Origin of the sequence: Acidibrevibacterium sp., from assembly GCF_049965395.1 — a bacterium.
GTDB classification, from domain to species: domain Bacteria; phylum Pseudomonadota; class Alphaproteobacteria; order Acetobacterales; family Acetobacteraceae; genus Acidibrevibacterium; species Acidibrevibacterium fodinaquatile.
In genome coordinates, this window is the sequence record NZ_JBMFWJ010000012.1 from 43,179 (window position 1) to 69,058 (window position 25,880).

The window sequence follows — 25,880 nt, forward strand, 5'->3', positions numbered from 1 at the left end:
AGTGGGTCCCAAGGCGGAGACCGGCGCGTTCGCACCGGCGCGCGGCGTCTAGCATGGGGGGGTGGCGTGCGCAACCGGCCTTGACCGCCGAACACGGCGAAAATCACAAAAACGACATCGGGTCGATATCGACGACGACGTGTGCCCCGCGCGGCACCGGGACGGCGGCGAGCCAGGCGCGGAGCAGCGTCTGCAGCGCAACCTCGCGCCGCGCCTTGATCAGGAGCCGGCGGCGATGGCGCCCGCGCAGCAGGGCGAGCGGCGCCGGCGCCGGGCCAAAAAGGTCGACCCCGTGCGCCGCCGGCATCGCTCGGGCGAGCGCGTGCGCCAGCGCATCGGCTGCGGCGGCCGTTCCGGCGCTCACGATGACTGCGGCGAGCCGGCCGTAAGGCGGCCAGTGCCCCATCCTGCGCGCGGCTTTCTCGGCGGCGAGAAAAGCCGCCTGATCGCCGCTCGCGAGCGCTTGCATCACCGGGTGCTCGGGCGCGAAACTCTGCAGCAGGACACGCCCCGGCGCGCCCGCTCGCCCGGCGCGCCCGCCGACCTGGTGCAGAAGCTGAAAACAGCGCTCGGCGGCACGCAGATCGCCGCCGGCGAGGCCGAGATCAGCATCGACGACGCCAACCAACGTCAAATGCGGAAAATGCCAGCCCTTGGCGACGATCTGGGTGCCGATGATGACATCGACCCGGCGTTCTAGGACCGCAGCCGCCGCCGCTTGCGCCGCTTGCGCATTGGCGATGGTGTCAGAGGACATGACCAGATGGCGCGCCGCGGGAAACAGATCCGCCACTTCCTCGGTGATGCGCTCAACGCCGGGGCCGATCGGTGTGAAGCTGGCCGCGGCGCCGCAGGCCGGGCAGGCCGACGGCTGGTCCATCACATACCCACAATGATGGCAGAGAAGCCGCGCCCGCCCACCCCGACGATGCGCAACCAGCCAGGCGGTGCAATGCGGACATTGCAGCCGGTGGCCGCAGGCGCGACAGAGGGTCAGCGGCGCGTAGCCGCGGCGGTTCAAAAACAGCATCGCTTGCTCGCCGCGCGCCAGGGTCTCGCTGATCGCAGCGATGAGGGCGGGGGCGAGAAACCGCCCGCGCGCCGGCGGGTCGCGGCGAAGATCGATCATCGCGACCGCCGGCAGCGCCGCCCCGCCATGGCGCGCCGGGAGCAAAAGATGGCGATAGCGCCCGGCCTCGGCATTGGCGAGGCTTTCGAGGCTCGGCGTCGCCGAGGCCAACACCACGGGCGCCCCGGCCAGCCGCCCGCGCACCACCGCCATGTCGCGGGCATGGTAGATCACGCCATCTTCCTGCTTGAAGGCGCTCTCATGCTCCTCATCGACGATGACGAGGCCGAGCGCCGAAAACGGCAGGAACAGCGCCGAACGCGCGCCCACCACCACCGGCGCCGCCGCCCGCGCCACCGCAATCCAGGTATCGCGCCGCAAGGCGGGGCCAAGGCCAGAGTGCCAGACCGCGGGGTCGGCGCCGAACCGCGTCCGAAATCGCGCAAGCCACGGCGCCGAGAGCGCGATCTCGGGGAGCAGCACGAGCGCTTGCCGCCCGGCCTTGAGCGTTTGCGCGATCGCCTCGAAATAAACCTCGGTCTTGCCAGCGCCGGTCACGCCTTCGAGGAGGGTCACGGAAAACCGCGCCGCCCGCACCGCGTCCCGAAGCGCCGCCGCCGCCGCCGCCTGATCGGGCGAGAGCGTCGGGCCGGGATGGTCGGGATCGGGGGCGGCGAAGGGCTGGGCGCGGCGGCGGCGCTTCGGCGGGGCGGGGTTGATGCGAAGCGCCATCGCCAGCACCTCGCCGAGTGGCGCGAGGGTATAGGCGGCGAGCCAGTCAATCAGGGCGCGGAGATCGCGTGGCAAGGACGGCGCGCCGGCGACGGCGGCGAGCGGGCGCAGGGTCTCCGGCGCGGCGCGCCCGGGGCCAGCCTTGTCCCACACCACGCCGAGCACTTCGCGGCGGCGGAGCGGCACGCGCACGATCGTCCCGGGCGGCGGCTCGCCATCCGGCGGGGCGGCGTAATCGAGCGGGCCGGCGAAGGGATAAGGCAGCAAGACCGGCACCGCTTGCGCCCTTTCGCCACCCGCCGCCATCGCCTATCGTTCTCCCGTCATGCCTGAGACCTCCGATACCGTCTCGTCCACGCCCGGCAAAGGGGCGAACGCCGCGGCCGCCCGCGCCGCCTGGTGCGCCTGGCTCGAGAATGAGCGCCGCGCAGCGCCGGCGACGCTCATCGCCTATGGCCACGATGTCGCCGATTTTTTGGGCTTTCTCACGACCCATCTCGGCGCCGAGCCCGATCTCGCGGCGCTCGCCGGCCTCAGGCTCGCCGATTTCCGCGCCTGGCTGGCGGCGGCGGCCTCAGAGGGGATCGGGGCTGCGAGCCGGAGCCGGCGGCTTTCGGCGTTGCGCAGCTTTTTCCGCTTTCTCGCGCGGAGAGAAGGGGTGGAAAACAACCAGATCGCCCTTCTCGCCGGGCCACGCGGCAAGCGCCATCTGCCGCGCGCCTTGAGCGAACGCCAGGCGCTGCTGGTCGCCGACGAGATCGGTGAGGCGGCGCCCGATATCGCTTTCGAGACCCGCGATATCGCGCTTTTTTCCCTGCTCTATGGCTGCGGCTTGCGCATTTCGGAGGCGCTCGGCCTCGATTGCCGCGCGGCACCCCGCCCGGGGAGCGAGGCGCCGCTGCGCATCCTCGGCAAACGCGCGAAAGAGCGACTGGTGCCGGTGCTTCCCGCGGTTCGCGAGGCGATCGCCGCCTGGCTCGCGCGCCACCCCAACCCTGCGCCCGCCTCGCCGCTTTTCATCGGGGCGCGCGGCAAACGGCTCAATCCCGGCGTCGCGCAACGGATCCTGCGCGATTTCCGCCGCCGCCGCGGCTTGCCCGAGCACGCGACGCCGCACGCGCTCCGCCACTCCTTTGCAACCCACCTCCTCGAGAGCGGCGCCGATCTCCGCGTCATCCAGGAGCTTCTCGGCCATGCCAGCCTCGCCTCGACCGAGCGCTACACCGCGATGGACGCGAACGCCCTGCTCGCGGTCTGGCGCCGCGCCCATCCGCGCGCCGGCTAAGCGCGAAATTCCGCATTTTTTGGCGCGGGCGGCCGCGATGGGTTCGCGCCCACGCCAGGCGCCGCGCGGTCGGTCTATGACCGCTCGCCGCCGGTATAAAGCTGCGGCCAGCGCCGTTTGATCACCGGGCTGTCGCTGCCCCAGGCGAGACAGGTGTTGAGCAGCACCGGCCGGCCGCCGTCGCGCGCGGCGACGCTTTCTTCCGAGGTGCGGGTGTCGCCGCTCGCCTCGGCGCGCTGGCGTTCGCGCCGCATCAGCACGGAATAAAGCGTTTGGAAGGCAACGGTTGCCATTTGCTGCAGCAATTCGCGGAGATGGGTGCAGCCTGCGGTGCCACCGACCCGTTCCATTGCCGCCTTGACGAAGCCACGCTTGATCGAGAGCCCGGCGAGGCGGGAGAAATTGTCCGCGGCCTGCGGACAAACCTGCGGATAGGGGCTGAATTCGGTGTTGGCCTCACAGGCGATGATGGTCAGATCTTCATCCACCGTCAGCCGCATCCACATCCCATGCAGCGGCTCGCCGACCTCGACATAGCCGCGCTCCTCGCTGGTGAAACCCTGGGTTTTGGTATCGGTGAGATGGGCTTCGATATCATAAAGCCCATCGTCGCGGAGATAACCGCGGAGCGCTATATCGCGCAGGTGCAGCAGCTCGCGAGCCACGGGCGGGGTCAGGGGCATGGGGTCGGTCTCCTGGAAAAAGCGTCAGATCGGCGGCTCGCCCGGGATTGGCGTTACCCCAAGACTCTCGATCAAAGCGCTGACCTCGGCGATCGCCGCCTCCGCCTGCGCCTCGTCGGTGCCTTTGGCGACGATCGCAACGCCGTTATTGTCATCACCGCGATAATAAGGATAGCTTCCGATATCAAGCCCCGGATAGCGCGCCTGGATGGCGGCAAGCCCAGCGGCGAGACGGCCTTCGAGCAGCCGCCGGCCGTGGACGGCGCGGGTGCGGATCGGCTTGCCGCCGGGCAGGGTCGGCGCGAGGCTCTCGAACATCGCCTGCATGATGCGTGGCACGCCGGCCAAAACATGGACATTGCCGATCGAAAACCCGGGCGCGATCGAGATCGGGTTCTCGATCAGCGTCGCGCCACGCGGCATCGTCGCCATGCGTTGGCGGGCGGCGTTGAATTCGCCGGGTTTGTAATGCCGGTCCATTTTCGCCCAGGCCTCGGGATGCGGCTCCCAGGGGACGCCGAAGGCCGCGGCGATGCATTGGCTGGTGATGTCGTCATGGGTCGGGCCGATGCCGCCGGTGGTGAAGACATGATCGAAGGCGGCACGAACCTCGTTGACGGTCGCGATGATGGTCGCCTCGATGTCGGGGATGATCCGCACCTCGCGGAGCGCGATGCCCAGTTCGGCCAAGCGGGTCGCGAGGAATTTCACGTTCACGTCCTGCGTCCGGCCCGAGAGGATCTCATTGCCGATGACGACGATGCAGGCGGTGGGATTGGCGGTTTCGGTCATGGCGACACCTTACAAAAAATCGCGCAGCATGGGCACCAGCGGCAGATCGGCGGGAGGCATGCGATACTCGGTGAGCTTCTCCGGCCGCACCCAGGCCAAAGCCTGCCCCTCGCGCGGGGTGACGAAGCCGCGCCAGCGCCGGCAGAGATAAAGCGGCATCAGGAGATGGACACGCTCGTAAGCGTGCGAGGCGAAGGCGAAAGGGGCGAGGCAGGCGGCCGAAACATCGATGCCGAGTTCTTCCTTCAATTCGCGGATCAGCGCCGCCTCCGGGGTTTCGCCGGGGGCGAGCTTGCCGCCTGGGAATTCCCAGAGCCCGGCCATCGTCTTGCCCTCCGGCCGGCGCGCGAGCAGCACCCGCCCATCGCTATCGACCAGCGCGCAGGCGGCAACGAGGAGCAAAGGCTTCGCCCCCGCCGGCGCCGCCGCGTCGCGCGTCGCCTCGGGATGGCCGAAAATATCTTCGCGCTGCGCCTCATGCAGAACCACCGGCTGCGCCCCGCCGCGGGCGAGGAAATTTTGCACCTCGCGGCCGGTCTCGCGAAACCCGATCCGCCGCAGCACCGCGAGCGAGGCGGCATTGTCGGTCGCGACGACGGCTTCCAGCCGATCGAGATCGAGATGCGCAAGCGACCATTGCGCGAGCCGCGCCGCCGCTTCTGACGCGACCCCATGGCCCCAAAAACGCCGCCCGACCCAATAGCCGAGCCGCCCGACGCGTCGCGCCACATCGAGCCGCAGGCCGACCCCGCCGACCAGGATCTCCCGCCCCTCCTCATTGCCGGTGATGGCGAGGTGATAGGCGCGGCCGTCGGCGAGATCGGTGGCGCTTGCCGCGATCCATTCATCAGCGAGCGCGCGCGGATAAGGGAAAGGGACGCCGGCGAGGTTGCGGCAGACCTCCCAGTCATTGATCAGCCGGTGCAGCGCCGCGGCGTCGGCCGCGACCAGCGGGCGGAGCGTGAGGCGCGCGGTCGCAAGCGGGGTGAACGGTGTCATCGTCGCCCGGCGTTCATAACGCGGGGCGGCCGCGGCGGGGCGGCGTTGCGATGCGGGGCGCGGAGAAACGGCATGATCGCGCGCGAAAGTGGCGCAAGCGCTGGCACGGCGCAAGGCGCGGGCGGCGAATTGTCGGGGACGATGCCGCGTGCTACCGGCGCCGGGCGATGGGAAAACGGTTTTGGCAGCATCCGGGCGTGCAAAAAGCGGCGGTATGGCTGCTTCGCGCCTATCTCGCCTTCGCGCTCAAGACCACGCGCTGGCGGCTAGTGGGCGAGGCGAGTACGACGGCCATTCTCGCCGGCGCGCCGGTGATCGCGGCATTCTGGCATGAGGTGCTGCCGCTGATGCCGGCGCTGCGCTGGCGCTCGGCAGGAAGGCTCAAGGTGCTGATCAGCCGCCATCGCGACGGGCAGATCATCGCCAACGTGGTGCGCGGCCTCGGCATCGAGGTGGTGCATGGCTCGACCGCGCGGGGCTCGAAGTCGCGGGGCGGGGCAGCAGGTCTCCGCCGGCTGCTCGTGCTGCTCGCGGCCGGCGAGCAGGTGGTGATCACGCCAGATGGGCCGCGCGGGCCGCGCCGGCGCGCCGCCCCCGGCGTTGCCCAGCTCGCCGCCCTCTCCGGCGTTCCGATCATGCCGTGCGCGGCGATGACGCGGCCGCGGATCACCCTCCCCTCCTGGGACCGGATGGTGCTGCCGTTGCCGTTCGGGCGCGGCGTCATCGTCTGTGCCGAGACCATCCGAGTTGCGCGCGACGGCGCCGAGGCGGCGCTGCCGGCGATCGAGGCGGCGCTGACAGCGGCGGCAGAGGCCGCGCGGCGCGCGTGCGGTTAGCAATGTTCCCACTATTTCGCGTCCTTTGGGCGGCAGCAGGGACGCTGGCGGCGCCGGCATTGCGCCTCATGCTGTGGGTGCGGGCGCGGCGGGGCAAAGAGATCGCAGCCCGTCTTGGCGAGCGGCGCGGGATCGCAGCGTTACCGCGGCCGGCGGGAAAACTGCTCTGGCTGCACGCGGCAAGCGTCGGCGAAACCGTCTCGCTGCTCCCCGTGCTCGGCGAACTCGCGCGCCAAGCGCCGGAGATTTCGGTGCTGCTGACCACCGGCACCGTCACCTCGGCCGAACTCCTCGCCGCGCGGCTACCGGCGCTCGGGCTCGCCGGGCGCGTGACGCATGGCTTTGTCCCGCTCGATGTCCCGGCCTGGGTCGCACGGTTTCTCGACCATTGGCGGCCGGACGCGGCGGCCTTCGTCGAGAGCGAACTCTGGCCCAATCTGCTCGCCGCTTGCACCCGCCGCGGCATCCCCTTGATGCTGATCAATGCCCGGCTGTCGGCGCGGAGCTTCGCGCGCTGGCGGTGCTGGCCTTCGGTCGCGCGCGGCCTTCTCGGCGGCTTCGCCTCGATCCGCGCCCGCAGCGCCGAGGACGCGGCGCGTTTCGCCGCCCTTGGCGCACCTACGGTGCGGGCGGTCGGCGATCTCAAATTCGCCGCCGCCGAACTGCCCGCCGATCCCGCGGCGCTGGCTGCATTGCGCGCGGCGATCGGCCCGCGCCCCGTGTTTCTCGCCGCCAGCACCCATCCCGGCGAGGACGCGATCATTCTCGCCGTCCATCACCGCCTCGCCGCGCGCCATCCGGATCTCCTGACCATCCTCGTCCCCCGCCATCCGGCGCGCGGGGGGGCGATCGCGTCCCTCCCTGGTGCGGCGATGGCGCCACGCCGGAGCACCGGCGCCGGGCCGCCGGGCCTGCGCGAAGGCGGGGTCTATATCGCCGACACGCTCGGCGAATTGGGCGTTTTCTACCGCCTGGCGAGCCTTGCCTTCATCGGCGGCAGCCTCGTTGCGCATGGCGGGCAGAACCCGCTCGAGGCAGCGCGGCTCGGGGTTGCGTTGGTGATCGGCCCCTATCATCAGAATTTCGCCGAGGCGGTGGTGGCGCTGGCCGGCGCGGGGGCGGCGCGCACGGTCCGCGACGGGGACGAATTAGCGACGGTGGTCGGCCAATGGCTCGATGATCCGAAGACGCGGGCGGCGATGGCAGCGGCGGGGCCGGCGGCGGCGGCGCGGTTCGCGGATTTGCCGGCGGCGACGGCGGCGGCGCTGCGCGGCCTCGTGGGTCGGCGGCGATGAGGCTCCGCCCACCTTCGTTCTGGGCTTACGGTCGGGGCGGGCTCGCCACCCACCTGCTTGCGCCGGTCGCGGCGCTGGTTGCCCGCGCGGCGAGACGGCGGGCGGCGCGAAAAGGCTGGCGGGCGCCGGTGCCGGTGCTTTGTATCGGCAATGCGACGCTCGGCGGCGCCGGCAAAACCACGCTCGCGCTCGATCTCGGCGCCCGGCTGCGCGCCGGCGGGATCGGCGTTCATTTCCTCACCCGCGGCTATGGCGGGCGGGTGCGCGGCGTGCGGCGGGTGGCGCCTTGGGATGACGCGGCGGCGGTCGGCGATGAGCCGAAGCTGCTCGCCTCGGTTGCGCCCACCTGGGTCGGCGCCGACCGCGCCGCCTCGGCGCGCGCCGCGATCGCGGCTGGGGCGGAACTGCTCCTGATGGATGATGGTCTGCAAAATCCTGGCCTCGAGAAAACCCTCTCGCTGCTGGTGATCGACGGCGCGAGCGGGTTCGGCAATGGCCATGTGGTGCCTGCCGGGCCGCTTCGCGAGAGGATCGCGGACGCGGCGGCACGGGTGGCGGCGGCGGTGTTGATCGGCGATGACGCGACCGGGGCGCTCGCGCGCCTGCCGCCGGCGCTGCCGGTGCTACGCGCCCGCCTCGCCCCCGGCCCCGGCGCGCGCGCCCTGGCCGGGGTGCGGGTCCATGCCATCGCCGGCATCGCACGGCCGGAGAAATTCCACGCGACCCTCGCCGCCGCCGGCGCCATCCTCGTCGGGCATAGCGATTTTCCCGACCATCACCGCTTCGCCGCCGCCGAGCTGGAACGCGCCCTGGCACAAGCGGCGCGCAACGGCGCGCGGCCGGTGACGACCCCGAAAGACGCAACCCGCCTTCCGCCCGCCTTTCAGAAAGCCATCGCCATCGCCGATGTCGATCTGCTATGGGATGAACCGGACGCGATCGCCGCCCTGCTCGGCGGTCTCGCGGCCAAGGGGGGATCGAAGGGAAAACCCAGGGGGAAACGATGAGGGGCGTGCGCCACCGGCTGGAGGCACGGCTGGGGCAGGGGGTGTTCGCCGCCCTCTGCTGGCTCGGCCCGGCGCGGGCGTCTGATCTCGGCGGCGCCATCGCGCGCGCGATCGGCCCGTTGCTGCCGGTCTCCGGCGTTGCCGAGGCCAATCTCCGCCGCGCCCTGCCGGCGCTGGATGCGCGCGCGCGCCGCGCCATCGTCCGCGCGGTATGGGACAATCTCGGCCGCACGATGGCGGAATTTCCCCACCTCCCGCGCCTCGCCCGCACCCATTCTGGCCCTGGCTGGGAGATCGTCGGCGAGGAGATCGTGCGCGATCTCGCGGCCAAGGGCGGGCCGGTGATTTTCGTCTCCGCCCATACCGGCAATTGGGAAATGCTGCCGCCGATCGCCGCCCATTTCGGCATTCCGCTGGCGAGCTTTTATCGCCCCCTCGGCAATCCCTATCTCGATGCCCGGATCAATGCCCTTCGCCGCGCCGCCCTGGGCGCGGGCGCGGGTGCGGGGGTGAACGGGCGGCAGGTGGTGAATTTCCGCAAAGGCGCTGCCGGCGCCCGCGCCGCGTTCGCCCATCTCCTGCGCGCTGGCTATCTCGGGATGCTGGTCGACCAGAAGCTGAACGATGGCATCGCCGCCCGCCTGTTCGGCGAAATGGCGATGACCGCGCCGGCGCCGGCGACGCTGGCGCTGCGGTTTCGCTGCCCGGTGATCCCGACCCGCATCGAGCGCCTCGGCCCGGCGCGGTTTCGCCTCGTCGTCGAGCCCGCCTTGGCGCTGCCCGAAGGCGCCGAACGCGGGGAGATGATCGCCGCCCTCACCCAGGCGATCAACGACCGGCTGGAGACCTGGATCCGCGCCCGCCCGGGCGAATGGCTGTGGCTGCATCGCCGCTGGCCCCCGCCCGAGCAGCCTGCGCCCGCGCGGGAAAAATGTTTTCGCGCGTGAAACCCGCCGCCCTGATATAAAGGCCGTTATAACCATCCTGGCGCGACGGCAAGGAGAGCAGGCGATGTGTGGGCTGGCGGGGATTTTTCACGCCGCGAAATCCGAGGTCGATGCCGGCCTCCTGCGCCGGATGACGACGGCGCTCAGCCATCGCGGCCCCGACGGCGACGGTTTTCATACCGAACCCGGGATCGGCCTCGGCCATCGCCGCCTCGCGGTCATCGATATCGCCGGCGGCCACCAGCCGATGTTCAATGAGGATGGCGCGGTGGTGGTGGTCTTCAATGGCGAGATCTACAACCACGCCGATCTCCGCCCCGAACTCGAGGCCGCTGGCCACGTTTTTCAAAGCCGCTCTGATACCGAAATTATCCTCCATGCCTGGGAGGAATGGGGGGTTGCGTGTCTTCAGCGTTTTTCCGGCATGTTCGCGATCGCGCTCTGGGACCGCAGGCGCGGGCAATTGCTGCTGGCGCGCGATCACCTCGGCAAGAAGCCGCTCTATTATGGCTATCGCCCAGATGGCGCGCTGGTCTTCGCCTCCGAACTGGTGGCGCTTGCCGCGGTTCCCGATCTTTCCCGCCGGATCGATGCTGCCGCCGTCGATGATTTCTTCGCGCTCGGCTATATCCCTGACCCCGCAAGTATTTTCGAGGGCATTCGCAAGCTGCCGGCGGCGCATTATCTGCTGCTTGACCGCACCGAGGGCGCGCGCCCGGCGCCGCGGCGCTACTGGTCGCTCGCGCGCGAGACGCTGCAGATCAGTGCGCCCGAGGCCGAGGCGGCGCTGCTCGGCCATCTCGACCGCGCGGTCGCGACCCGGCTGGTCGCCGATGTGCCACTCGGCGCCTTTCTCTCCGGCGGCATCGATTCGAGCGGCGTCGTCGCCCGCGCGGCAATGATGCGGCCAACGCCGCTCGATACCTTCACCATCGGCTTTCCCGGCGCCGATGACGAACGCCCCTTTGCCGCCCTGATGGCGGAACGCTATCACACCAACCACCACACCGATGCGACCGAGATCGACTATATCGCCGCCGCCCGTGCTCAGGCGCGGATGTTCGGCGAGCCGTTCGGCGATCATTCCTCGGTCCCGACCCGCGATGTCTGCGCGCTCGCCCGCCGGCACGTCACCGTCGCGCTCTCTGGCGATGGTGGCGACGAGGTGCTCGGCGGCTACCGGCGCTATCGTTTCCACGTCCTCGCGGAAGCCGTGCGGCGGCTGCTGCCGGCGCCGCTCCGCCGCCACGCCCTCGCCCCGCTCGCGCGCGCCTATCCCAAGCTCGACCGCGCGCCGCGCTGGCTCCGCGCCAAGCACACGCTGACCGAAATCAGTCTCGATTCGGCGCTCGGCTATTATCGCACGGTGACCAAGACGCAGGCGGCGCAGCGCCGGGCGCTGCTCTCGCCGGGCCTGCGCGCCCGGCTCGACGGCCATGACCCCGGCGCGCGCATCCTCGCCCTGATGGCCGAAGACGAGGACGCAGCGCCTCTCGCGCAGGCGCAATATGTCGATATCAACACCTATCTCCCCGGCGATATCCTGGTCAAAGTCGATCGCGCCAGCATGGCGGTCTCGCTCGAGGCGCGCGCGCCGCTGCTCGATCGCGCCTTCGTCGAATGGGGGTTCGCCTTGCCGCCAGCGCTCAAACTCCGCCGCGGCAGCGGCAAGGATGTCTTGAAGCGGGCGCTCGCCCCCTACGTGCCGGGGGAAATCCTTTATCGCCGCAAACAGGGCTTCGCGATGCCGCTCGCCGCCCAGTTCCGCGCCGGAGCGCCCCGGCTGCACGCGCGGTTGATGGGCGAGGCGATGCTCGATAGCGGGCTGTTCCAGCCCGAGGCGTTGACCCGCCTGGTGCGCGAGCATGAAAGCGGGCGCTTCGATCACAGCACCGTGCTCTGGCTTTTGCTGGTGTTTGAGGGGTTTCTCGCCCATGAGGCGGGTCTTCCCGACAACGCCGCAACCAGCCTCGCGGCCGAGGGCCGCGGCTAAGGCCGCGTGCGTCTTTGCTCTTTTCTCGCGCCCGCCTTGCTGTAGGGTGCGGCGCGAGGAGAACCGAACAAGGGACCACGCATGAGCGGAGCACGCATGGGCGGAGTCTGCGGCTGCCCGCGGGAGGCGCTGGCATGACATGGTTTCTCGCCAGCGTCCGCGACGCCGACGAGGCCGCGATCGCGCTCGCCGGCGGCGCCGATGTCATCGATTTCAAGGATCCGGCAGCGGGCGCGCTCGGCGCCGTCGCCCCCGAGATCGTGCGCGAAGGCGTCGCACGGGTCGCGGGGCGGCGCCCGGTCAGCGCCGTGCTCGGCGATCTGCCGATGCAGGCGGCGCCGCTCTGCGCCGCCGCCGAGGCGATGGCCGCAACCGGCGTCGATTATCTAAAGCTCGGGATTTTTCCCGGTGGTGACGCCGAAGCGGCGCTTGCCGCGCTCGCCCCGCTGGCCGCCCGGGTGAAGCTGGTCGCGGTGTTTTTCGCCGACCGCACCCCCGATCTTTCGCTGCTCGCGCTGCTCGCCGAACACGGGTTCGCCGGCGCCATGCTCGATACCGCGGGCAAGAACGGCGCCCGCCTGCTTGATCACCTCGATATCGCGCGGCTCGGCCGTTTCGTTGCCGAATGCCGCCGGCTTGGTCTCCTCGCCGGTCTCGCCGGGGCGCTGGAATTGCCCGATATCCCGCGGCTTCTCCTCCTCAGCCCCGATCTTCTCGGGTTTCGCACGGCGCTTTGCGGCGCGACCGGCCGCAAGGGGGCAATCGATGCCGAGAGTGTCGCCATGGTCCGCGCCCTCATCCCCGGCGAGACGAGCAAGGATGCGTCGGGTGGGGTCGATTTCCGCCTGCTCGCGGCGCGCGGCTATGCCCCGGCGCAAGAAAGCGACCCGGCGCTCACCGATCGCGTCCATCTCCGCGATTTCGTGCTGCCGATGACGATCGGCGTCTATGCCCATGAGCGGGCACGGCCGCAAAAGGTGCGGTTCGCCGTCACCGCCATCATCGCCCGGCCACGCCGCGCGGTTGCCGATCTTCGCGACGTGTTTTCCTATGACGTGATCAGCGACACTATCCGCATGCTCGCCGATGCCGGGCATGTCGGGCTGGTGGAGACGCTCGCCGAGCGGATCGCGGCCCGGCTGCTCGCCCATCCGCCGGTACTCAAGGTCGAGATTTGCGTCGAAAAGCTCGAAACCGGCACCGGCGTCGTCGGCATCACCATCGCGCGGGCGCGCGAGGCGGCGGCGCTGGCCTATCCGGCGAGCGCGTGGGGGGGCGGCGCGTGAACGGGTCTCATCCCAGCGTCAGGCGCATCGTCAAGCTCGGCGGCAGCCAGGCGGCGAGCCCGCGTCTTCGCGCCTGGCTCGCTTTGGTCGCGGCAACGCCAGGGACGCTCGTGGTCCCCGGTGGTGGCCCGTTTGCCGACACCGTGCGCGCCGAGCAAGCCGTGCTCGGCTATGACGAGCAGGCCGCGCACGAGATGGCGATGCTGGCGATGGCGCAGTTCGGCCGCGCCCTTTGCGCCCTCGCCCCCGCGCTCACGCTGGCGCCGAGCCTTGATCATATCGCCCGGATCTGCGGCGCCGGCGGGGTCGCGGTGGCGGTTCCCTGGCCGCTGCTCGCAACCGAAGCAGAGCTGCCGGCAAGCTGGGACGTTACCTCCGATTCGATCGCGCTCTGGTTCGCGCGCCGGCTCGCCGCACCGCTTCTCCTGATCAAGTCGGTCAGCGCCGCACCCGGCGCCAACCTCGCAGCACTCGCCGCATTAGGGGTGATCGACCGGTTTTTCCCCTCGCTCGCGGCCGGATTCCGCTTCCCGATCCATCTCGCCGGCCCCGCCGATCTGCCGGCCGGGCGCGCCCTCGATCCCGCGCACCTGCCCGGAGCGGCGCTGTGCGCGACGCAATTCGCCTGAGATGGCGCGCGCCACGATCCCCCCGCGCTGGGCCTGGGCGCTCACCGGCTCGGGGCATTTCTTCACCGAAAGCCTCGCGCTCATCCGCACGCTTGATGCCGTCGATCTCTTCGTGAGCAAGGCGGCGGCCGAGGTCGTGCGGATGTATCGCGATCAGCTCATCCTGCCGAAAGGCTCGCGCCTGTTCCGCGACACCACCGCCTCCGCCGCGCCCGTTGGGCGGTTTTACGAAGGGTTTTATCACACCCTGGTGCTGGCGCCGGCGACCTCGAACACGGTTGCGAAATGTGTCGTCGGCATCGCCGACACGCTCGCCACCAACGTGTTCTGCCAAGCCGGGAAATGCCGTATCCCGACCATCGTGTTCGCCTGCGACAATGCGCCCGAGCTTGAAACCCGCGCCCCCGGCGGGATGGTGAAGGTCTATCCGCGCCGCATCGATCTCGACAACACGGCGCGGCTGGCAAGCTTCGAGGCGACCGAGGTCGCGCTGTCGCTCGCCGATCTCGAGGCCGCCATCGCGCGGCGCAAGCGCGAGCGCGGCGCGGCGGATGGCTGAAAAACTGCTCCTGCTCACCGGCCATCTCGCCGAGCCGCGGCTCCGCCGCCTGGCCGAGACCGAACTCGGTAAGAGATTTTCGGTGCAGATCGTCAATATCGGCGTCAAGGTCGCGGCCTTGATGACCGAGGCCATTCTCCGCCGCCGGCTGCGCCCGCCGCTCGATGCCGACCGGGTGATTTTTCCCGGCCGCGCCGGGCTCGACGCGGCGGCGTTGACGACGCATTTCGGGGTGCCGTTCGTGCGCGGGCCGGACGAGATCGCCGATCTGCCCGCGTTTCTCGGCCTCAAGGCCGGCGCGCGCGATCTCTCACGCTGCGATATCCGCCTCTTTGCCGAGATCGTCGATGCGAGCGAGATGGATCGCGAGACGTTGCTCGCGCGGGCCCGCGCCCTCGTTGCCGAAGGCGCCGATGTCATCGATCTCGGCTGCCGGCCGGGCGCGGAATTTCCCGATCTCGTGGCAAAAATCGGCGATCTTCAGGCCGCGGGGATCGCGGTCAGCGTCGATTCCGGCGACCCTGCGGAGTTGCGCCGGGCGGCGTTGGCGGGCGCCGATTTTCTCTTGAGCCTCACCGAGACGACGCTCGAGATCGCCGCGGGCACCAGGGCGACCCCGGTTCTGATCCCGGCGCCGCATGGCGATCTCGCCTCGTTGCGTCGCGCCGCCGCGAAGGCTGAGGCGATGGGGCTTTCCTTTCTCGTCGATCCGATCCTCGATCCCATCCATTCCGGCTTGGCCGCCTCGCTCGCCCGCTATCACGAGACGCGGCGGCTTTTGCCACGCGCCGAAATCCTGATGGGAACCGGCAATCTCACCGAACTCACCGACGCCGATTCCGCCGGCGTCACCATGATGCTGCTCGGCGTCTGCTCCGAACTCGGCATTCGCAACGTGCTGACGGTGCAGGTGAGCCCGCACACCCGGCGGACGCTCGCCGAGCATGACGCGGCGCGGCGGCTGCTGTTTGCCGCGCGCAGCGACGGCGCGCTGCCGCGATTTTATTCCGATGCGCTGTTGCAGGTCCATGATCGCGTGCCATTCGCGCAAAGCGCCGCCGACCTCGCCGCCCTTGCGGCGGCGACCCGCGACGAGAATTACCGCATCATGGTGGCGGAAGACGGCATCCATGTCTTCAACAACCACATCCATATCGTCCGCGCGGATGCGCTGTCGTGCTATCCCGATCTCGCCCTCCCCGGCGATGCGGCGCATGCGTTTTATCTCGGCACCGAGCTTGCCAAAGCGGAAATCGCCTTTCGGCTCGGCAAGCGCTATGTCCAGGACGAACCGCTCCGCTGGGGCGTCGCACTGCCTGATGATGATCGCGAACGCACGCGGCTCGCCGAGGCCGGCCATACGCTGAGGGCAAAGCGCGATGCCGCTCATTCGTGAAATCATCGCAACGACCATCGGCGCCGATGGCACCCCGCATCTCGCGCCGCTCGGCCTGATCGCCGAGGGCGAAGGCTGGATCGCCGCCCCTTTTCATCCCTCGACGACGCTCGCCAATCTCCGCGCGGTGCCCGAACTGGTCGCGAATTACGTTGATGACGTGCGGATTTTCGCGGGCTGCCTCACCGGCCGGCGGAATTTTCCGCTGCTCCCGGCGGCGCGCCTTCGCCCGCCCCGCCTCGCCGCCGCGCTTGCCCACGCCGAGTTGCGGGTGGTCGCGATCGAGGAGGACGAAACCCGGCCGCGCTTTCATTGTGAGACCGTGTTCGAGGCGAGCCACGCGCCGTTCCGGGGTTTTAATCGCGCGCAAGCCGCGGTCATCGAGGCCGCGATTTTGCTCAGCCGCCGCCATCTCCTGCCACCGGCGACGATCGCCGAGGAGATGCGCCGCCTCGCCATCCCGGTTGCCAAAACCGCCGGCCCGGCCGAGGCCGCAGCCTGGGAGTGGCTGGTGGCGGCGTTCGGCGCGGATTGTATGTAGAGAAGTGCTTCTTTTTCTAAAGAAAAAGAAGCAAAAAGACGTTCTCCCGTTCTCTCGGAGCGGCAAGCGTCCATGGCAGGGGCAGTGCCGCAGGCGCTGCCCAACGGGAGAAAAGTTTTTTCCAAAAAAAGAACCCGCTTTCTGTGCTAATTTGCGCCATCGGCGTTGGGATGGCCGCCCGGCTCATTCCCGCGTAACCTTGCGCTAATCTTCTTGCCGCTAGGATGCCGCGCGGGCATCGCTATTTGAAGCAACGGACAATGAGCGAAACAGTGGATCACTCGGTCGTCGAGCGGCCGGCGGCGTCTTCGAAGGCGGGGCAGAACGCGCTTCTCGCGAAGACCGCGAAAGCGACCGGCTGGGTGATGATCTGGCGGTTTTTCACCCGCGGGATTGGCCTGATCAGCACGCTGATCTTGGTGCGTCTTTTGGTGCCGGCGGATTTCGGGCTGGTTGCGCTCGGCACCAGCTTCGCGCAGGCGATCGACGCGCTGTCCATCCTCGGCGTCGATGACGTTCTGATCCGCGAGAAAAATCCCGGGCGTGAGCTTTACGATACCGCCTTCACCCTCAATCTCATTCGCAATTTCGCAACCGCCCTGATCGTTGCGGCAACCGCGGTGCCGATCGCCGCGTTCTTCAATGAGCCGCGGCTCGCGCACGTGCTTTATGCGCTCGCCATCGCGACCGCGATCGAGGCGTTCGAGAATGTCGGCATCATCGATTTCCGCCGCGAGATGGCGTTCGAGAAGGAATTTCAACTCCGCTTGCTGCCGCGGCTCGCCGGCACCAGCGTGACCATCGCGCTCGCCTTCCTCTGGCGCAGCTATTGGGCGCTGGTGGTGGGTATTCTGACCCTGCGCATTTCGCGGGTGGCGATGAGCTATGTCATGCACCGCTATCGCGCGCGGCTGTCGATCGCGGCTTGGCGGCACATCATCGGGTTTTCCGTCTGGACGTGGTTCATCAGCCTGATCGTTCTGGTGCGCGATCGCACCGGCAGTTTCGTCATCGGCCGTCTGCTCGGCCCGGCGCAGGTCGGGATTTTTTCGGTCGCCGGCGAGATCGCGAGCCTGCCGGCGACGGAGCTGGTGCAGCCGCTCTGCCGCGCCTGCTGGTCCGCTTTCGCGGTCGCGCGCCACACCGGGGAGAACATCGCCGAAACCTATCTGCGGGTGATCGGCACCACCACGCTCCTGGTGCTGCCGGCGTCGATCGGCATCGCCCTGGTTGCCGAGCCGGTGGTTTATCTCGCGCTCGGCGCGCGCTGGATGTCGGCGGTGCCGCTGTTGCAGATCATGGCGGTGGGCGGCGTTTTCGCGGCGTTCGGGGCGATCGCCGGCACGGTTTTGAGTTCGCATGCCGTGCTCCGGCCGATGTTTCGTATCATTACCGTCTCCTATGTCATTGGTGCGCCGATCTTCATCGTGATGACCCTGAAATTCGGCCTCGTCGGGGGCACATTCGGGGGGATGCTCGGCAGCCTTCTGGAAATCGGGCTGATGACGCAGGCTTTGTTTCGCCGCTATGGCGTGACGCTGGCAGCGTTTTTCGCGCATATCTGGCGGCCGTCGCTGGCGTCGGCGGTGATGGCGGTGGCGCTACTCGGCAGCGGCTATGCGCATCCGCCGCCGAGCGCGCCTGCTTCCGCGCAGGTCGCGGCGCTCGCGGTTCTGATCCCGCTCGGTGTGGTCGCGTATGGCGCGGCGCTGCTGGCCGCGTGGTTCGCCGCCGGCCGGCCGGAGGGCGCGGAAACCGACGTCCTCGCCCTGCTGCGCCCGATCCTCGGCAAGCTGCGCAAGTCCATGTGAAAATAGCGCAGGCAGAACCCGTACCGGGGAAAAGTTTTTTTGGCTCTTTTTTTTTAAAAAAAGAGCCCTTCCCTCCCTTATCGCCGCGCCGCGCGCGCTTGATAGGCGGCGACCTCGCAGCCAACGGCGAGGTTGAAGGCCGCCGGGTCACCGAATGGCATGATCTGGGTCATCATGACACCGGTGAGATTTTGCCCCGGATCGATCCAGAAATAGGTGTTGGCGACGCCTGACCAAGAGAGGCTGCCGGCGCCGCGCCCGGTCGGCAGCGGCTGGCGGTTGATGAGAAAGCCGAACCCCCAGCCGAAATCGATCCCAGGCGGCGGCTGGATTTCGAGCGCCATCTCGGGGATCACGCTCCGCACGATGCCGGCCTTGAGATCGCCGATCTGATTTTCCGCCATCTCTGCCACCGTCTCGGCCTTGAGGATGCGCGCGCCATCGAGTTCGCCGCCGCGCAGCAAGGCGCGGGTGAAACGCAGATAATCGCGTGGCGTCGCATAAAGACCATGGCCGCCGGCGTGAAATTCCGGCGCTGGCGGCGGCGCGAAGGGGATCACGGTGAGCGTGCCGTCCGGGCCGCGGCTATGCATGCCGGCAACCCGTGCGGCACGGTGGGCATCGAGGCCGAAGCCGGTATCGTTCATCCCGAGCGGGCCGGTGATGTTCTCGGCGACATAGGCATCGAGAGGCTGGCCGCTCGCGGCTTCCACCGCGCGGCCGAGCCAATCGGTGCTGATGCCGTATTCCCAGCGCTCGCCGGGGTCGAAGACCAGCGGCAGGTTGAGCGCGGCGAGCTGGCCGCTGGCGCCGCGCGGCAGCTTCATGTCGCGGACATAACGCAGGATGTCGGCATTGCCGAAATCATAGGCGAACCCGGAGGTGTGGGTGAGAAGATGGCGGAGCGTGATCGGCCGCCGCGCCGGGCGGAGGCGGGGCTGGCCGGCAGCGTCAAACCCCTCCAGCACCATGGGCGCGGCCAGCGCCGGCAAAACCGGCGCGATCGGCGCATCGATCGCAAGCGTGCCACGTTCGACGAGCTGCATCGCCGCGGCCGAGACGATCGGTTTGGTCATCGAGGCGAGCCAGAACACGGTGTCCGTCGTCATCGCGACGTCGCTGCCCTGGGCGCGTTTGCCGGCGGCGATTTCGGCGATCACCCCCTCGGCGTTGCCGAGGAGAAAAACGGCGCCGGGCACGCTTCCGCTTTCGACCGCGGCCTCGAGCAGCGCCGCGGGGTCGGCGCTCACGCCATGCGTCCTTGATAGAGGGCGCGTTCAAAAGCCCCGTAGAGAGCGACGGCCTTCTGGTCGGCGAAGGGCAGGATTTGCATCAGAATCACTCCGGTGAGGTTGGCTGTGCGGTCGATCCAGAAATAGGTGTTGCCCAATCCCGCCCAGGCGAGGCTGCCGGCCTTGCGGCCTTGCGGGCTGTCTTCGGTATTGATGAGAAAGCCGAGCCCCCATTTTTGGCGCATGCTGGGGAAGAAATCGACATCGTTGGAGAGGGCGGGCTGCACCGTTCGCAAAATCCCGGCCTCGAGATCGCCGATCTGGTTTTCCGCCATTAGGGCCACGGTCTCGGGGCGGAGGATGCGCGCGCCATCGAGGGTGCCGCCGGCGAGCAACATGCGCAGAAAGCGGAGATAATCGCCGGCGGTGCCAAAAAGCCCGCCGCCGCCCATGAAGAATTCCAGCGGCTCGGTAGGCTCGAAATCGATTGGCGCGAGGCTGCCATCGGCTTGGCGTTCGTGCATGAGGACGCGCCGCGCCCGCGCCGCTGGGGTCAGGATGAAATCGGTGTCGCTCATCCCGAGCGGGCCGAGGATATGGTCGCGGAAATAGGCTTGCAGCGTGCGCCCGCTCACCGCTTCCACCGCCCGGCCGACGAAATCGGTGTTGACGCCATAGGTCCAACGCTCGCCGGGATCGAAGAGCAGCGGGGTTTGCAGCGCGGCGCGGCGGCGGGAAATGGCGTGCGGCACGCCGGCTTGCGCCATGACGCGACCGATCTCGGCGTTCCACATGTCATAGCCGAAGCCGGCGGTGTGGGTGAGCAGATGGCGAAGGGTGATCGGCTGGCGCGCCGGGCGTAACCTTGGCCGCCCCTCGTCGTCGAACCCCGCCAACACCGGGCGCTCGGCAAGCTCGGGCAGCACCCGTGCGATTGGCGCATCGAGCGCGAGCAAGCCTTCCTCGACGAGCTGCATCGCCGCGACCGAGGTGATGGCCTTAGTCATCGAGGCGAGCCAGAACACGCTGTCTGGCGTCATCGGCGCCTCATCGTCGAGCCCGCGGCGACCGAACGCGCCCTGATAAATCACCCCGCGCTCATCGGCGCCGAGCGCGACGACGCCAGGAACATCGCCCATGTTGACGGCATTTTCCAGCAGCGCGTCGATCGCGGCGGTCATGGCTTTGGGTTCCCTTTCGATATCAGGGTGTCCTCAGAGCCCTTTGCCGGTCAATACCCAGCGCAGCACGCCGGCAACCAGGAGCGTCACCCCCGCGCCGAGGATCCAAAGCGCGAGAAACCAGGCAAGCCGCCGCCCCATCAATGATAATGCATACCCGGCCGCACCTTGCCGCGGAACACCCAATAGGCGTAGCCGGTATAAGCGAGGATGATCGGCACCAGCACCAGAGCGCCGATGAGCAGGAAGCCTTGGCTCATCGGCGGCGCCGCCGCCTGCCAGATGGTGAGATCGGGCGGCACGATGTAGGGGAAGAGGCTAATCCCGAGCCCGGCAAAGCAGAGCACGAACCAGCCGAGCACGGCAAAGAATGGCGTTGCGTCATGGCGGCGCGACAACCCATGCCAGAACGCCCAGGCGAGCAGCGCGACCAGAATCGGCACCGGGCTGGTGAGCGCGATCCCCGGCCAGGCGAACCAGCGCGCCATGAAACGCGGATTGAGCATCGGCGTCCACAGGCTGACGACGACGATCAACGCCAGCACGGCGACGCCGAGGGCGCGGGCATGGCGGCGACAGCGCGCTTGTAGCTCCCCCTCGGTGCGCCAGATCAGCCAGGTCGCGCCGAGCAGGGCATAGCCAGCGGCGACCGCGAGGCCGCAGAGAATGGTGAACCCGGTTACCCAATCCCACCACCCGCCGGCATAGGCGCGGTTGGCGATGTGCACCCCCTGCACCAGCCCACCCAACGCGAGGCCCTGACAGAACGCTGCCAGCAGCGAGCCGACGGTGAAGGCGAAGTTCCACAGCCTTCGCCCCAGGCGTGTGCGGGTTTTGAAGCGAAATTCGAAGGCGACGCCGCGCAGGACGAGGGCGAGCAACATGCCGATGATCGCGGCATAGAGCGCCGGCATCACCACCGCGTAAGCGAGTGGAAAGACCGCGAACAGCCCGCCGCCGCCAAGCACCAGCCATGTCTCATTGCCGTCCCAAACCGGGGCTACGGTATTCATCATCACGTCGCGATCTTCCTCGTCATGCTCGACGAGAAACAGGATGCCGACGCCGAGATCGAACCCGTCGAGCACGACATAGGCGAGAATCGCGAAGGCCAGCAACCCGGCCCAGATCAACGGTAACGCATCGGCCATGATGTTTCACTCGGCTGCGGTGGGCGGGATATCCTCGATTGCGCCGGCCGGGCCCGGCATCAGTCCGGCGGCGTGCGTTGGCGATTTCGGCACGCCACCTTCGCCGGGCAGCGGCGGGCGCGCCATCAGGCGGAGGAGAAAAGTGATCCCGGCGCCATAGACGAGAAAATAGACGATGACGAAGGCGAGCAGTGACGTCGCAACACCCGCCACCGCAATCGGTGAGGCGCTATCAATGGTGCGGAGCAGACCATAGACGGTATAGGGCTGGCGCCCGACCTCGGTCACCGTCCAGCCGGCGAGCACGGAAATGAACCCGGCCGGCGCCATCGCGACCATGATCCGATGGAGCCACGGCGTGTCATAGAGCCGGCCGCGCCAGCGCAGGAAAGCGCCGAGCAACCCGACGCCTGCCATCAGAAAGCCGAGCGCGACCATGATCCGGAAGGCATAGAAAACGACCGCGACCGGCGGCCGCTCGGCCGGCGGAAAGTCTCGCAAACCCTTGATCGAGCCCGACCAGCTATGGGTCAGGATCAGCGAGCCGAGATGCGGGATGGCGATCTCGGCGCGGTTGGCCGCGGCTTTTTCATCCGGCACGGCGAACAGCACCAGCGCGTCACCCTCATCGCCGGTCGGATCGAACCAATCCCCCTCCATCGCCGCGACCTTCACCGGCTGATGCGCGAGGGTATTGAGGCCATGCGCGTCGCCGGCGAGGATCTGGACCGGCGCGACCACGAGCGCCATCCAGAGCGCCATCGAAAACATCACCCGCGCGCCTTCATTGGCGCGATCGCGGAGCAAATGCCACGCGCCAACACCACCAACCAGGAAGGCGACGCTGAGATAGGTCGCGAGCACCATGTGGACGAAGCGGTACGGGAAGGAAGGGGAGAAAATGATCGCGAGCCAATCGACCGGAAGGAAGCGGCCATCCGCCGTCATCGTGAAGCCGACGGGGGTCTGCATCCAGGAATTGACCACGAGGATCCAGAACGCGCTGATCAGGGTGCCGAGGGCGACGAGGCAGGTCGCAAGGAAGTGCAGGCCCCGCCCGACCCGGTTCATGCCGAACAGCATGACGCCGAGGAAGCCGGATTCGAGGAAGAACGCGGTCAGCACTTCATAGCCCAGCGGCGGCCCGATCACCGGGCCGGCCTTGTCGGCAAAACTGCCCCAATTGGTGCCGAACTGGTAGGACATCACCACCCCGGAGACCACGCCCATGGCGAAGCCGATGGCGAAAATCTTGCTCCAGTAATGGAACAGGTCGAGGAAAACCTGCCGCCCGGTGCGCAGCCAAAGCCCCTCCAGCACCGCGAGGTAGCTGGCAAGCCCGATCGAGAAGGCGGGAAAAACGATATGGAAGCCAACGACGAAGGCGAATTGTAGCCGCGCGAGAAAGATCGCATCAAGGTGGCTCATCGCTAAATCCTCTCAGGCCTCCCCGTGCCCGCGAGATGGACCCGGCCGGCGGTGATTGTCAAGGTCGAGCGGACCCGGTCGGGGATATCCCTCCGATTTCAGACGGTTTTGCCGTCGCCGCAGCCGTCGCTCGCATGGGTCGCGCGCCAGCGGGCGCGGGCGACGTTGCTGGTCGGGGTCGGGGCGTGGCGGGCACAGAACGCCGCTTCCTGCCACCAGCGGCGCGGCAGGTCGCTACGGCGCTCAGGCACCAGCCCCTTCTTGCCGCCGCGGCGGAACCAGAAGGCGCAGTTGGCACAGGCGGTGATCGCGGTTTGCTCGGGAGCGAGGGCCGCGGCGACCCCCTCGGCGCAGCCATCCTCGGCCGTGGTCTCCGGCCAATAACTGGTATCATCGACATGCTGGCCAGGCAGGGGCGCATGGCGACGGCAGAGACCATTCTGCGGCGAGAGCCGATCGAACGTCTTCCAGAAGACACAAGCCTGACACGTCACCAAGGACATCAGGGCAAGCCTCGCTCAGCTTTTGTCGTCGTCCATCTCCGGTCGGGCGGCAGGCGCGGGCGCCGGGTTGCGCCGCGCCGCTTCGCCGCACTGGTCGCTGATATGGGTCGCCCGCCAATGGGCGCGGGTGACGGTGCGCCATTGCCATTGATATTCCGCGCGCGGGGCGCGGCGGATACAAAACCCCGCCATGCGCCACCATTCCGCCGGCAGATCGGCGCGCCGCAGCGGAAGAACCCCTTGATCGGGATTATAGCGATGCCAAAAGACACAGTCTCCGCACGATATCGTCTCGGGCGCGCCCGGCGCGGCTTTGAGGATGCCCTCGCCGCAGGCATTGGTCGCCAGCGTCTCCGGCCAGAAGCCGGTATCATCGACATGCTGGCTGGGCGGCGGCGCGTAGCGGCGGCAGCTGCCGGCGTCCGGACCGAACGAGAACCAGAACGCGCAGTCCCGGCAAGTTACCACGGCAGGGGGCGAGGCGGGGGAAGGCTCCGGCTCGGCAACAGGCGTCATCAGCAATTCCTCCCCTTTATCGCGCCCCGACACAACAGCCTTGCCCGATCCGCGAAAGGATGTCCATCCCGGCGCTGCTCATTAGGATGAGAAAATGAGCCTGGATCAGTGAACGCGGCAACCCGTCGCGACGGCGCGACGGCCAGGAGCGAGGATCAGAGCCCAGACGATCAGAGCAATTTGAGCTGGGTCGCCGCCGATTTGCCACGTTCCATGGTGATCTCGAAAGAGACTTTCTGGCCGTCATTCAGCCCTTGCAAGCCGGCCTCATGCACCGCGGTGATATGCACGAAGACATCCTTGCCGCCATCCTGCGGCATGATGAAGCCATACCCCTTGGTGGCATTGAACCATTTCACCGTACCTGTTGGCATGCACGCGCCCCCTTAGATCTTTGCTATCATTGAACGAAATCCCACGCTTTGCGCACGTGTGGATCGGCCGGCCGCTTTCGTTCGGCAAGACCGCATCGCCGGCCCACTCTCATGGCCAGCGCCGCAAACAAAAAGCCCCGAGGCAAAACACGCTGGGCGCAGCGGGTCACACCCGTCGCGCCCAGCGTGCCATTGCTCTGCAGCCCAAACAAGGGACAGCCTCGGCCGCGAACGAAAGCTGCTTTAAGCGACGCGGAGGTTGGTGGCCGCGGCCTTGCCACGCTCCATCACGACCTCATAGGTCACTTTCTGGCCTTCGTTCAGGCCGCGCAGACCCGCCGCCTGAACGGCGGTAATATGCACGAAAACATCCTTGCCGCCATCCTGCGGCACGATGAAGCCGAAGCCCTTGGTGGCATTGAACCATTTGACAGTACCGGTAGCCATGTCTCTCACTCTCCGTCTATGCCGCCCCGCAACAGCGCGGGGCGCGAGGCAATCGGGCTGGTTGAACGTCTTGAAGGCACCCGAAGACGGAGGCGCAGCAAGAGAAGCCAAACGGCGATCGCGTCTTATTTCGCGCAGACTCCCGTGCGTTTGTCAATCACAACCGGAATTGCGCGCGGGTTGGGGGAAGCGGGTGGCAGGAACCGGGGCGATCGCGGCGGGCAAACGAAAGCGGCGGACCCGAAGGCCCGCCGCCTGGCATTTGCGATCCCGGCGCCGCCCTGGTTCGGGCGCACCGGGAGGGTCGGATCAGAAATCCATATCGCCCATGCCACCGCCCGGCGGCATCGCCGGCGGCGCTTTCTTCTCCGGCTTCTCTGCCACCATCGCCTCGGTGGTGATCAAGAGACCGGCGACCGACGCGGCATCCTGCAACGCCGAGCGCACGACCTTCGTCGGGTCGATGATGCCGGCCTTGACCAGATCCTTGAACTCGCCGGACTGGGCATCGAAGCCCCACGCGTAGTCGTCCTTGTCGAGCACTTTGCCGGCGATCACCGCGCCATCCTCGCCGGCATTCTCGGCGATCTGGCGAAGCGGCGCCTGCACCGCCTTGCGCACGATGTCGATGCCGAAGCGCTGATCCTCGTTATCGGCCTTGAGCTTGGCAAGGACCAGGGAGGCGCGGGCGAGCGCGACACCGCCGCCGGGCACGATCCCTTCCTCGACCGCGGCGCGGGTCGCGTGCAGCGCGTCATCGACGCGGTCCTTGCGCTCCTTCACCTCGACCTCGGTCGAACCACCGACGCGGATCACGGCGACGCCGCCGGCGAGCTTGGCCAGCCGCTCCTGCAGCTTCTCGCGATCGTAATCGGAGGTGGTTTCCTCGATCTGGGCGCGGATCTGGTTGCAGCGGCCGGTGATGTCGGCCTTCTTGCCGGCGCCCTCGATGATCGTAGTATTCTCTTTCTCGATCAGGACGCGCTTGGCTTTGCCGAGCATATTGAGCGTCACGGTCTCGAGCTTGATGCCGAGATCGTCGCTGATCACCTGCCCACCGGTGAGGATCGCGATGTCTTCCAGCATCGCCTTGCGGCGATCGCCGAAGCCCGGCGCCTTCACCGCCGCGACCTTGAGGCCGCCGCGCAGCTTGTTGACGACCAGCGTCGCCAGCGCCTCGCCCTCGAC

General features: G+C 68.4%; 25 protein-coding genes. 12 read left to right on the plus strand and 13 right to left on the minus strand.

The features are described 5' to 3' along the window. Positions 1–103: 103 nt before the first annotated feature. Positions 104–2,107, minus strand: coding sequence for a replication restart helicase PriA (priA, locus tag ACP5M5_RS05835; protein ID WP_427936135.1), 2,004 nt, complete (start codon positions 2,105–2,107; stop codon positions 104–106). Positions 2,108–2,126: 19 nt separating this feature from the next. Between priA and ACP5M5_RS05840 the strand changes: the two genes are divergently transcribed. After that, positions 2,127–3,086, plus strand: a complete 960-nt coding sequence (locus ACP5M5_RS05840) for a tyrosine recombinase XerC (protein ID WP_427936136.1) — start codon at positions 2,127–2,129, stop codon at positions 3,084–3,086. Between the two features lie 74 nt (positions 3,087–3,160). Here ACP5M5_RS05840 and ACP5M5_RS05845 read toward each other — a convergent pair whose 3' ends face one another. The 3 genes from ACP5M5_RS05845 to ACP5M5_RS05855 are packed head-to-tail and all read right to left on the minus strand — an operon-like array spanning position 3,161 to position 5,560. Next, on the minus strand, positions 3,161–3,769 hold the full coding sequence (locus ACP5M5_RS05845; RefSeq protein ID WP_427936137.1) for a DUF2889 domain-containing protein: 609 nt from the start codon (positions 3,767–3,769) through the stop codon (positions 3,161–3,163). A 24-nt stretch (positions 3,770–3,793) separates the two neighbouring features. Next, positions 3,794–4,561 carry a competence/damage-inducible protein A gene (locus ACP5M5_RS05850; RefSeq protein ID WP_427936138.1) on the minus strand — a complete coding sequence of 256 codons (768 nt, stop codon included), beginning with the start codon at positions 4,559–4,561 and terminating at the stop codon, positions 3,794–3,796. Between the two features lie 9 nt (positions 4,562–4,570). After that, a complete protein-coding gene (locus ACP5M5_RS05855) occupies positions 4,571–5,560 on the minus strand; it encodes a bifunctional GNAT family N-acetyltransferase/(deoxy)nucleoside triphosphate pyrophosphohydrolase (RefSeq protein WP_427936139.1) in 990 nt (329 codons plus the stop codon). 167 nt (positions 5,561–5,727) lie between these two features. On the opposite strand from ACP5M5_RS05855, the gene ACP5M5_RS05860 reads away from it, so the two are divergent. The 11 genes from ACP5M5_RS05860 (at position 5,728) to ACP5M5_RS05910 (ending at position 17,860) form a co-directional block, all read left to right on the plus strand. Beyond that, the gene (locus tag ACP5M5_RS05860) at positions 5,728–6,396 is read left to right on the plus strand and encodes a lysophospholipid acyltransferase family protein (RefSeq protein WP_427936140.1); all 669 of its coding nucleotides are present in this window, start codon (positions 5,728–5,730) and stop codon (positions 6,394–6,396) included. 2 nt (positions 6,397–6,398) lie between these two features. Next, positions 6,399–7,691 carry a 3-deoxy-D-manno-octulosonic acid transferase gene (locus ACP5M5_RS05865; protein WP_427936141.1) on the plus strand — a complete coding sequence of 431 codons (1,293 nt, stop codon included), beginning with the start codon at positions 6,399–6,401 and terminating at the stop codon, positions 7,689–7,691. Beyond that, the gene (gene lpxK / locus ACP5M5_RS05870) at positions 7,688–8,698 is read left to right on the plus strand and encodes a tetraacyldisaccharide 4'-kinase (protein WP_427936142.1); all 1,011 of its coding nucleotides are present in this window, start codon (positions 7,688–7,690) and stop codon (positions 8,696–8,698) included. Before ACP5M5_RS05865 ends, lpxK begins: the two co-directional genes overlap by 4 nt. Further along, complete coding sequence (locus tag ACP5M5_RS05875) at positions 8,695–9,645, plus strand: lysophospholipid acyltransferase family protein (RefSeq protein WP_427936143.1); 951 nt, start codon at positions 8,695–8,697, stop codon at positions 9,643–9,645. Before lpxK ends, ACP5M5_RS05875 begins: the two co-directional genes overlap by 4 nt. A gap of 64 nt (positions 9,646–9,709) precedes the next feature. Continuing rightward, entirely contained in the window at positions 9,710–11,638 is a 1,929-nt protein-coding gene (gene asnB, locus ACP5M5_RS05880; RefSeq protein WP_427936144.1) for an asparagine synthase (glutamine-hydrolyzing), read from the plus strand. Between the two features lie 134 nt (positions 11,639–11,772). Next, a complete protein-coding gene (locus ACP5M5_RS05885; protein ID WP_427936145.1) occupies positions 11,773–12,924 on the plus strand; it encodes a (5-formylfuran-3-yl)methyl phosphate synthase in 1,152 nt (383 codons plus the stop codon). After that, positions 12,921–13,553 (plus strand): hypothetical protein, encoded by a 633-nt coding sequence (locus ACP5M5_RS05890; protein ID WP_427936146.1) that lies wholly within the window; start codon positions 12,921–12,923, stop codon positions 13,551–13,553. The genes ACP5M5_RS05885 and ACP5M5_RS05890 overlap by 4 nt, the downstream gene beginning before the upstream one ends. 1 nt (position 13,554) lies before the next feature. Next, on the plus strand, positions 13,555–14,112 hold the full coding sequence (locus ACP5M5_RS05895) for a flavoprotein (protein WP_427936147.1): 558 nt from the start codon (positions 13,555–13,557) through the stop codon (positions 14,110–14,112). Further along, positions 14,105–15,508 (plus strand): DUF6513 domain-containing protein, encoded by a 1,404-nt coding sequence (locus ACP5M5_RS05900; protein ID WP_427936149.1) that lies wholly within the window; start codon positions 14,105–14,107, stop codon positions 15,506–15,508. Before ACP5M5_RS05895 ends, ACP5M5_RS05900 begins: the two co-directional genes overlap by 8 nt. Beyond that, a complete protein-coding gene (locus ACP5M5_RS05905) occupies positions 15,492–16,049 on the plus strand; it encodes a DUF447 domain-containing protein (protein WP_427936151.1) in 558 nt (185 codons plus the stop codon). The genes ACP5M5_RS05900 and ACP5M5_RS05905 overlap by 17 nt, the downstream gene beginning before the upstream one ends. 260 nt (positions 16,050–16,309) lie before the next feature. Beyond that, the gene (locus tag ACP5M5_RS05910) at positions 16,310–17,860 is read left to right on the plus strand and encodes a lipopolysaccharide biosynthesis protein (RefSeq protein ID WP_427936153.1); all 1,551 of its coding nucleotides are present in this window, start codon (positions 16,310–16,312) and stop codon (positions 17,858–17,860) included. A gap of 77 nt (positions 17,861–17,937) precedes the next feature. On the opposite strand, the gene ACP5M5_RS05915 is transcribed toward ACP5M5_RS05910, so the two are convergent. The 9 genes from ACP5M5_RS05915 to groEL all read right to left on the minus strand — a co-directional run. Beyond that, positions 17,938–19,110, minus strand: a complete 1,173-nt coding sequence (locus ACP5M5_RS05915; RefSeq protein ID WP_427936155.1) for a serine hydrolase domain-containing protein — start codon at positions 19,108–19,110, stop codon at positions 17,938–17,940. Beyond that, positions 19,107–20,273, minus strand: a complete 1,167-nt coding sequence (locus ACP5M5_RS05920; RefSeq protein WP_427936157.1) for a serine hydrolase domain-containing protein — start codon at positions 20,271–20,273, stop codon at positions 19,107–19,109. The genes ACP5M5_RS05915 and ACP5M5_RS05920 overlap by 4 nt, the downstream gene beginning before the upstream one ends. 140 nt (positions 20,274–20,413) lie before the next feature. Beyond that, positions 20,414–21,424, minus strand: a complete 1,011-nt coding sequence (gene cydB, locus ACP5M5_RS05925; protein WP_427936158.1) for a cytochrome d ubiquinol oxidase subunit II — start codon at positions 21,422–21,424, stop codon at positions 20,414–20,416. A 6-nt stretch (positions 21,425–21,430) separates the two neighbouring features. Then, entirely contained in the window at positions 21,431–22,852 is a 1,422-nt protein-coding gene (locus ACP5M5_RS05930) for a cytochrome ubiquinol oxidase subunit I (RefSeq protein WP_427936159.1), read from the minus strand. Between the two features lie 98 nt (positions 22,853–22,950). Continuing rightward, the gene (locus ACP5M5_RS05935) at positions 22,951–23,355 is read right to left on the minus strand and encodes a hypothetical protein (RefSeq protein WP_427936161.1); all 405 of its coding nucleotides are present in this window, start codon (positions 23,353–23,355) and stop codon (positions 22,951–22,953) included. 15 nt (positions 23,356–23,370) lie between these two features. Next, positions 23,371–23,871, minus strand: a complete 501-nt coding sequence (locus ACP5M5_RS05940; protein WP_427936162.1) for a hypothetical protein — start codon at positions 23,869–23,871, stop codon at positions 23,371–23,373. Positions 23,872–24,041: 170 nt separating this feature from the next. Then, positions 24,042–24,245, minus strand: a complete 204-nt coding sequence (locus tag ACP5M5_RS05945; RefSeq protein ID WP_114910619.1) for a cold-shock protein — start codon at positions 24,243–24,245, stop codon at positions 24,042–24,044. Between the two features lie 243 nt (positions 24,246–24,488). Beyond that, entirely contained in the window at positions 24,489–24,692 is a 204-nt protein-coding gene (locus ACP5M5_RS05950; RefSeq protein ID WP_114910618.1) for a cold-shock protein, read from the minus strand. Positions 24,693–25,001: 309 nt separating this feature from the next. After that, positions 25,002–25,880 (minus strand): chaperonin GroEL (groEL, locus tag ACP5M5_RS05955; protein ID WP_427936164.1); only part of this gene is annotated, 879 nt, incomplete at its 5' end.

Bases quoted from the DNA above. Each gene is read 5' to 3' on its own strand.
- cydB (WP_427936158.1), bottom strand. From the start codon at position 21,424: ATGGCCGATGCGTTACCGTTGATCTGGGCCGGGTTGCTGGCCTTCGCG.
- ACP5M5_RS05920 (WP_427936157.1), bottom strand. From the start codon at position 20,273: ATGACCGCCGCGATCGACGCGCTGCTGGAAAATGCCGTCAACATGGGC.
- ACP5M5_RS05935 (WP_427936161.1), bottom strand. From the start codon at position 23,355: ATGTCCTTGGTGACGTGTCAGGCTTGTGTCTTCTGGAAGACGTTCGAT.
- ACP5M5_RS05845 (WP_427936137.1), bottom strand. From the start codon at position 3,769: ATGCCCCTGACCCCGCCCGTGGCTCGCGAGCTGCTGCACCTGCGCGAT.
- priA (WP_427936135.1), bottom strand. From the start codon at position 2,107: ATGGCGGCGGGTGGCGAAAGGGCGCAAGCGGTGCCGGTCTTGCTGCCT.
- ACP5M5_RS05895 (WP_427936147.1), top strand. From the start codon at position 13,555: ATGGCGCGCGCCACGATCCCCCCGCGCTGGGCCTGGGCGCTCACCGGC.
- ACP5M5_RS05875 (WP_427936143.1), top strand. From the start codon at position 8,695: ATGAGGGGCGTGCGCCACCGGCTGGAGGCACGGCTGGGGCAGGGGGTG.
- ACP5M5_RS05950 (WP_114910618.1), bottom strand. From the start codon at position 24,692: ATGGCTACCGGTACTGTCAAATGGTTCAATGCCACCAAGGGCTTCGGC.
- ACP5M5_RS05910 (WP_427936153.1), top strand. From the start codon at position 16,310: ATGAGCGAAACAGTGGATCACTCGGTCGTCGAGCGGCCGGCGGCGTCT.
- ACP5M5_RS05850 (WP_427936138.1), bottom strand. From the start codon at position 4,561: ATGACCGAAACCGCCAATCCCACCGCCTGCATCGTCGTCATCGGCAAT.
- asnB (WP_427936144.1), top strand. From the start codon at position 9,710: ATGTGTGGGCTGGCGGGGATTTTTCACGCCGCGAAATCCGAGGTCGAT.
- ACP5M5_RS05885 (WP_427936145.1), top strand. From the start codon at position 11,773: ATGACATGGTTTCTCGCCAGCGTCCGCGACGCCGACGAGGCCGCGATC.
- ACP5M5_RS05900 (WP_427936149.1), top strand. From the start codon at position 14,105: ATGGCTGAAAAACTGCTCCTGCTCACCGGCCATCTCGCCGAGCCGCGG.
- ACP5M5_RS05865 (WP_427936141.1), top strand. From the start codon at position 6,399: ATGTTCCCACTATTTCGCGTCCTTTGGGCGGCAGCAGGGACGCTGGCG.
- ACP5M5_RS05930 (WP_427936159.1), bottom strand. From the start codon at position 22,852: ATGAGCCACCTTGATGCGATCTTTCTCGCGCGGCTACAATTCGCCTTC.
- ACP5M5_RS05905 (WP_427936151.1), top strand. From the start codon at position 15,492: ATGCCGCTCATTCGTGAAATCATCGCAACGACCATCGGCGCCGATGGC.
- ACP5M5_RS05860 (WP_427936140.1), top strand. From the start codon at position 5,728: ATGGGAAAACGGTTTTGGCAGCATCCGGGCGTGCAAAAAGCGGCGGTA.
- ACP5M5_RS05945 (WP_114910619.1), bottom strand. From the start codon at position 24,245: ATGCCAACAGGTACGGTGAAATGGTTCAATGCCACCAAGGGGTATGGC.
- ACP5M5_RS05940 (WP_427936162.1), bottom strand. From the start codon at position 23,871: ATGACGCCTGTTGCCGAGCCGGAGCCTTCCCCCGCCTCGCCCCCTGCC.
- ACP5M5_RS05840 (WP_427936136.1), top strand. From the start codon at position 2,127: ATGCCTGAGACCTCCGATACCGTCTCGTCCACGCCCGGCAAAGGGGCG.
- ACP5M5_RS05855 (WP_427936139.1), bottom strand. From the start codon at position 5,560: ATGACACCGTTCACCCCGCTTGCGACCGCGCGCCTCACGCTCCGCCCG.
- lpxK (WP_427936142.1), top strand. From the start codon at position 7,688: ATGAGGCTCCGCCCACCTTCGTTCTGGGCTTACGGTCGGGGCGGGCTC.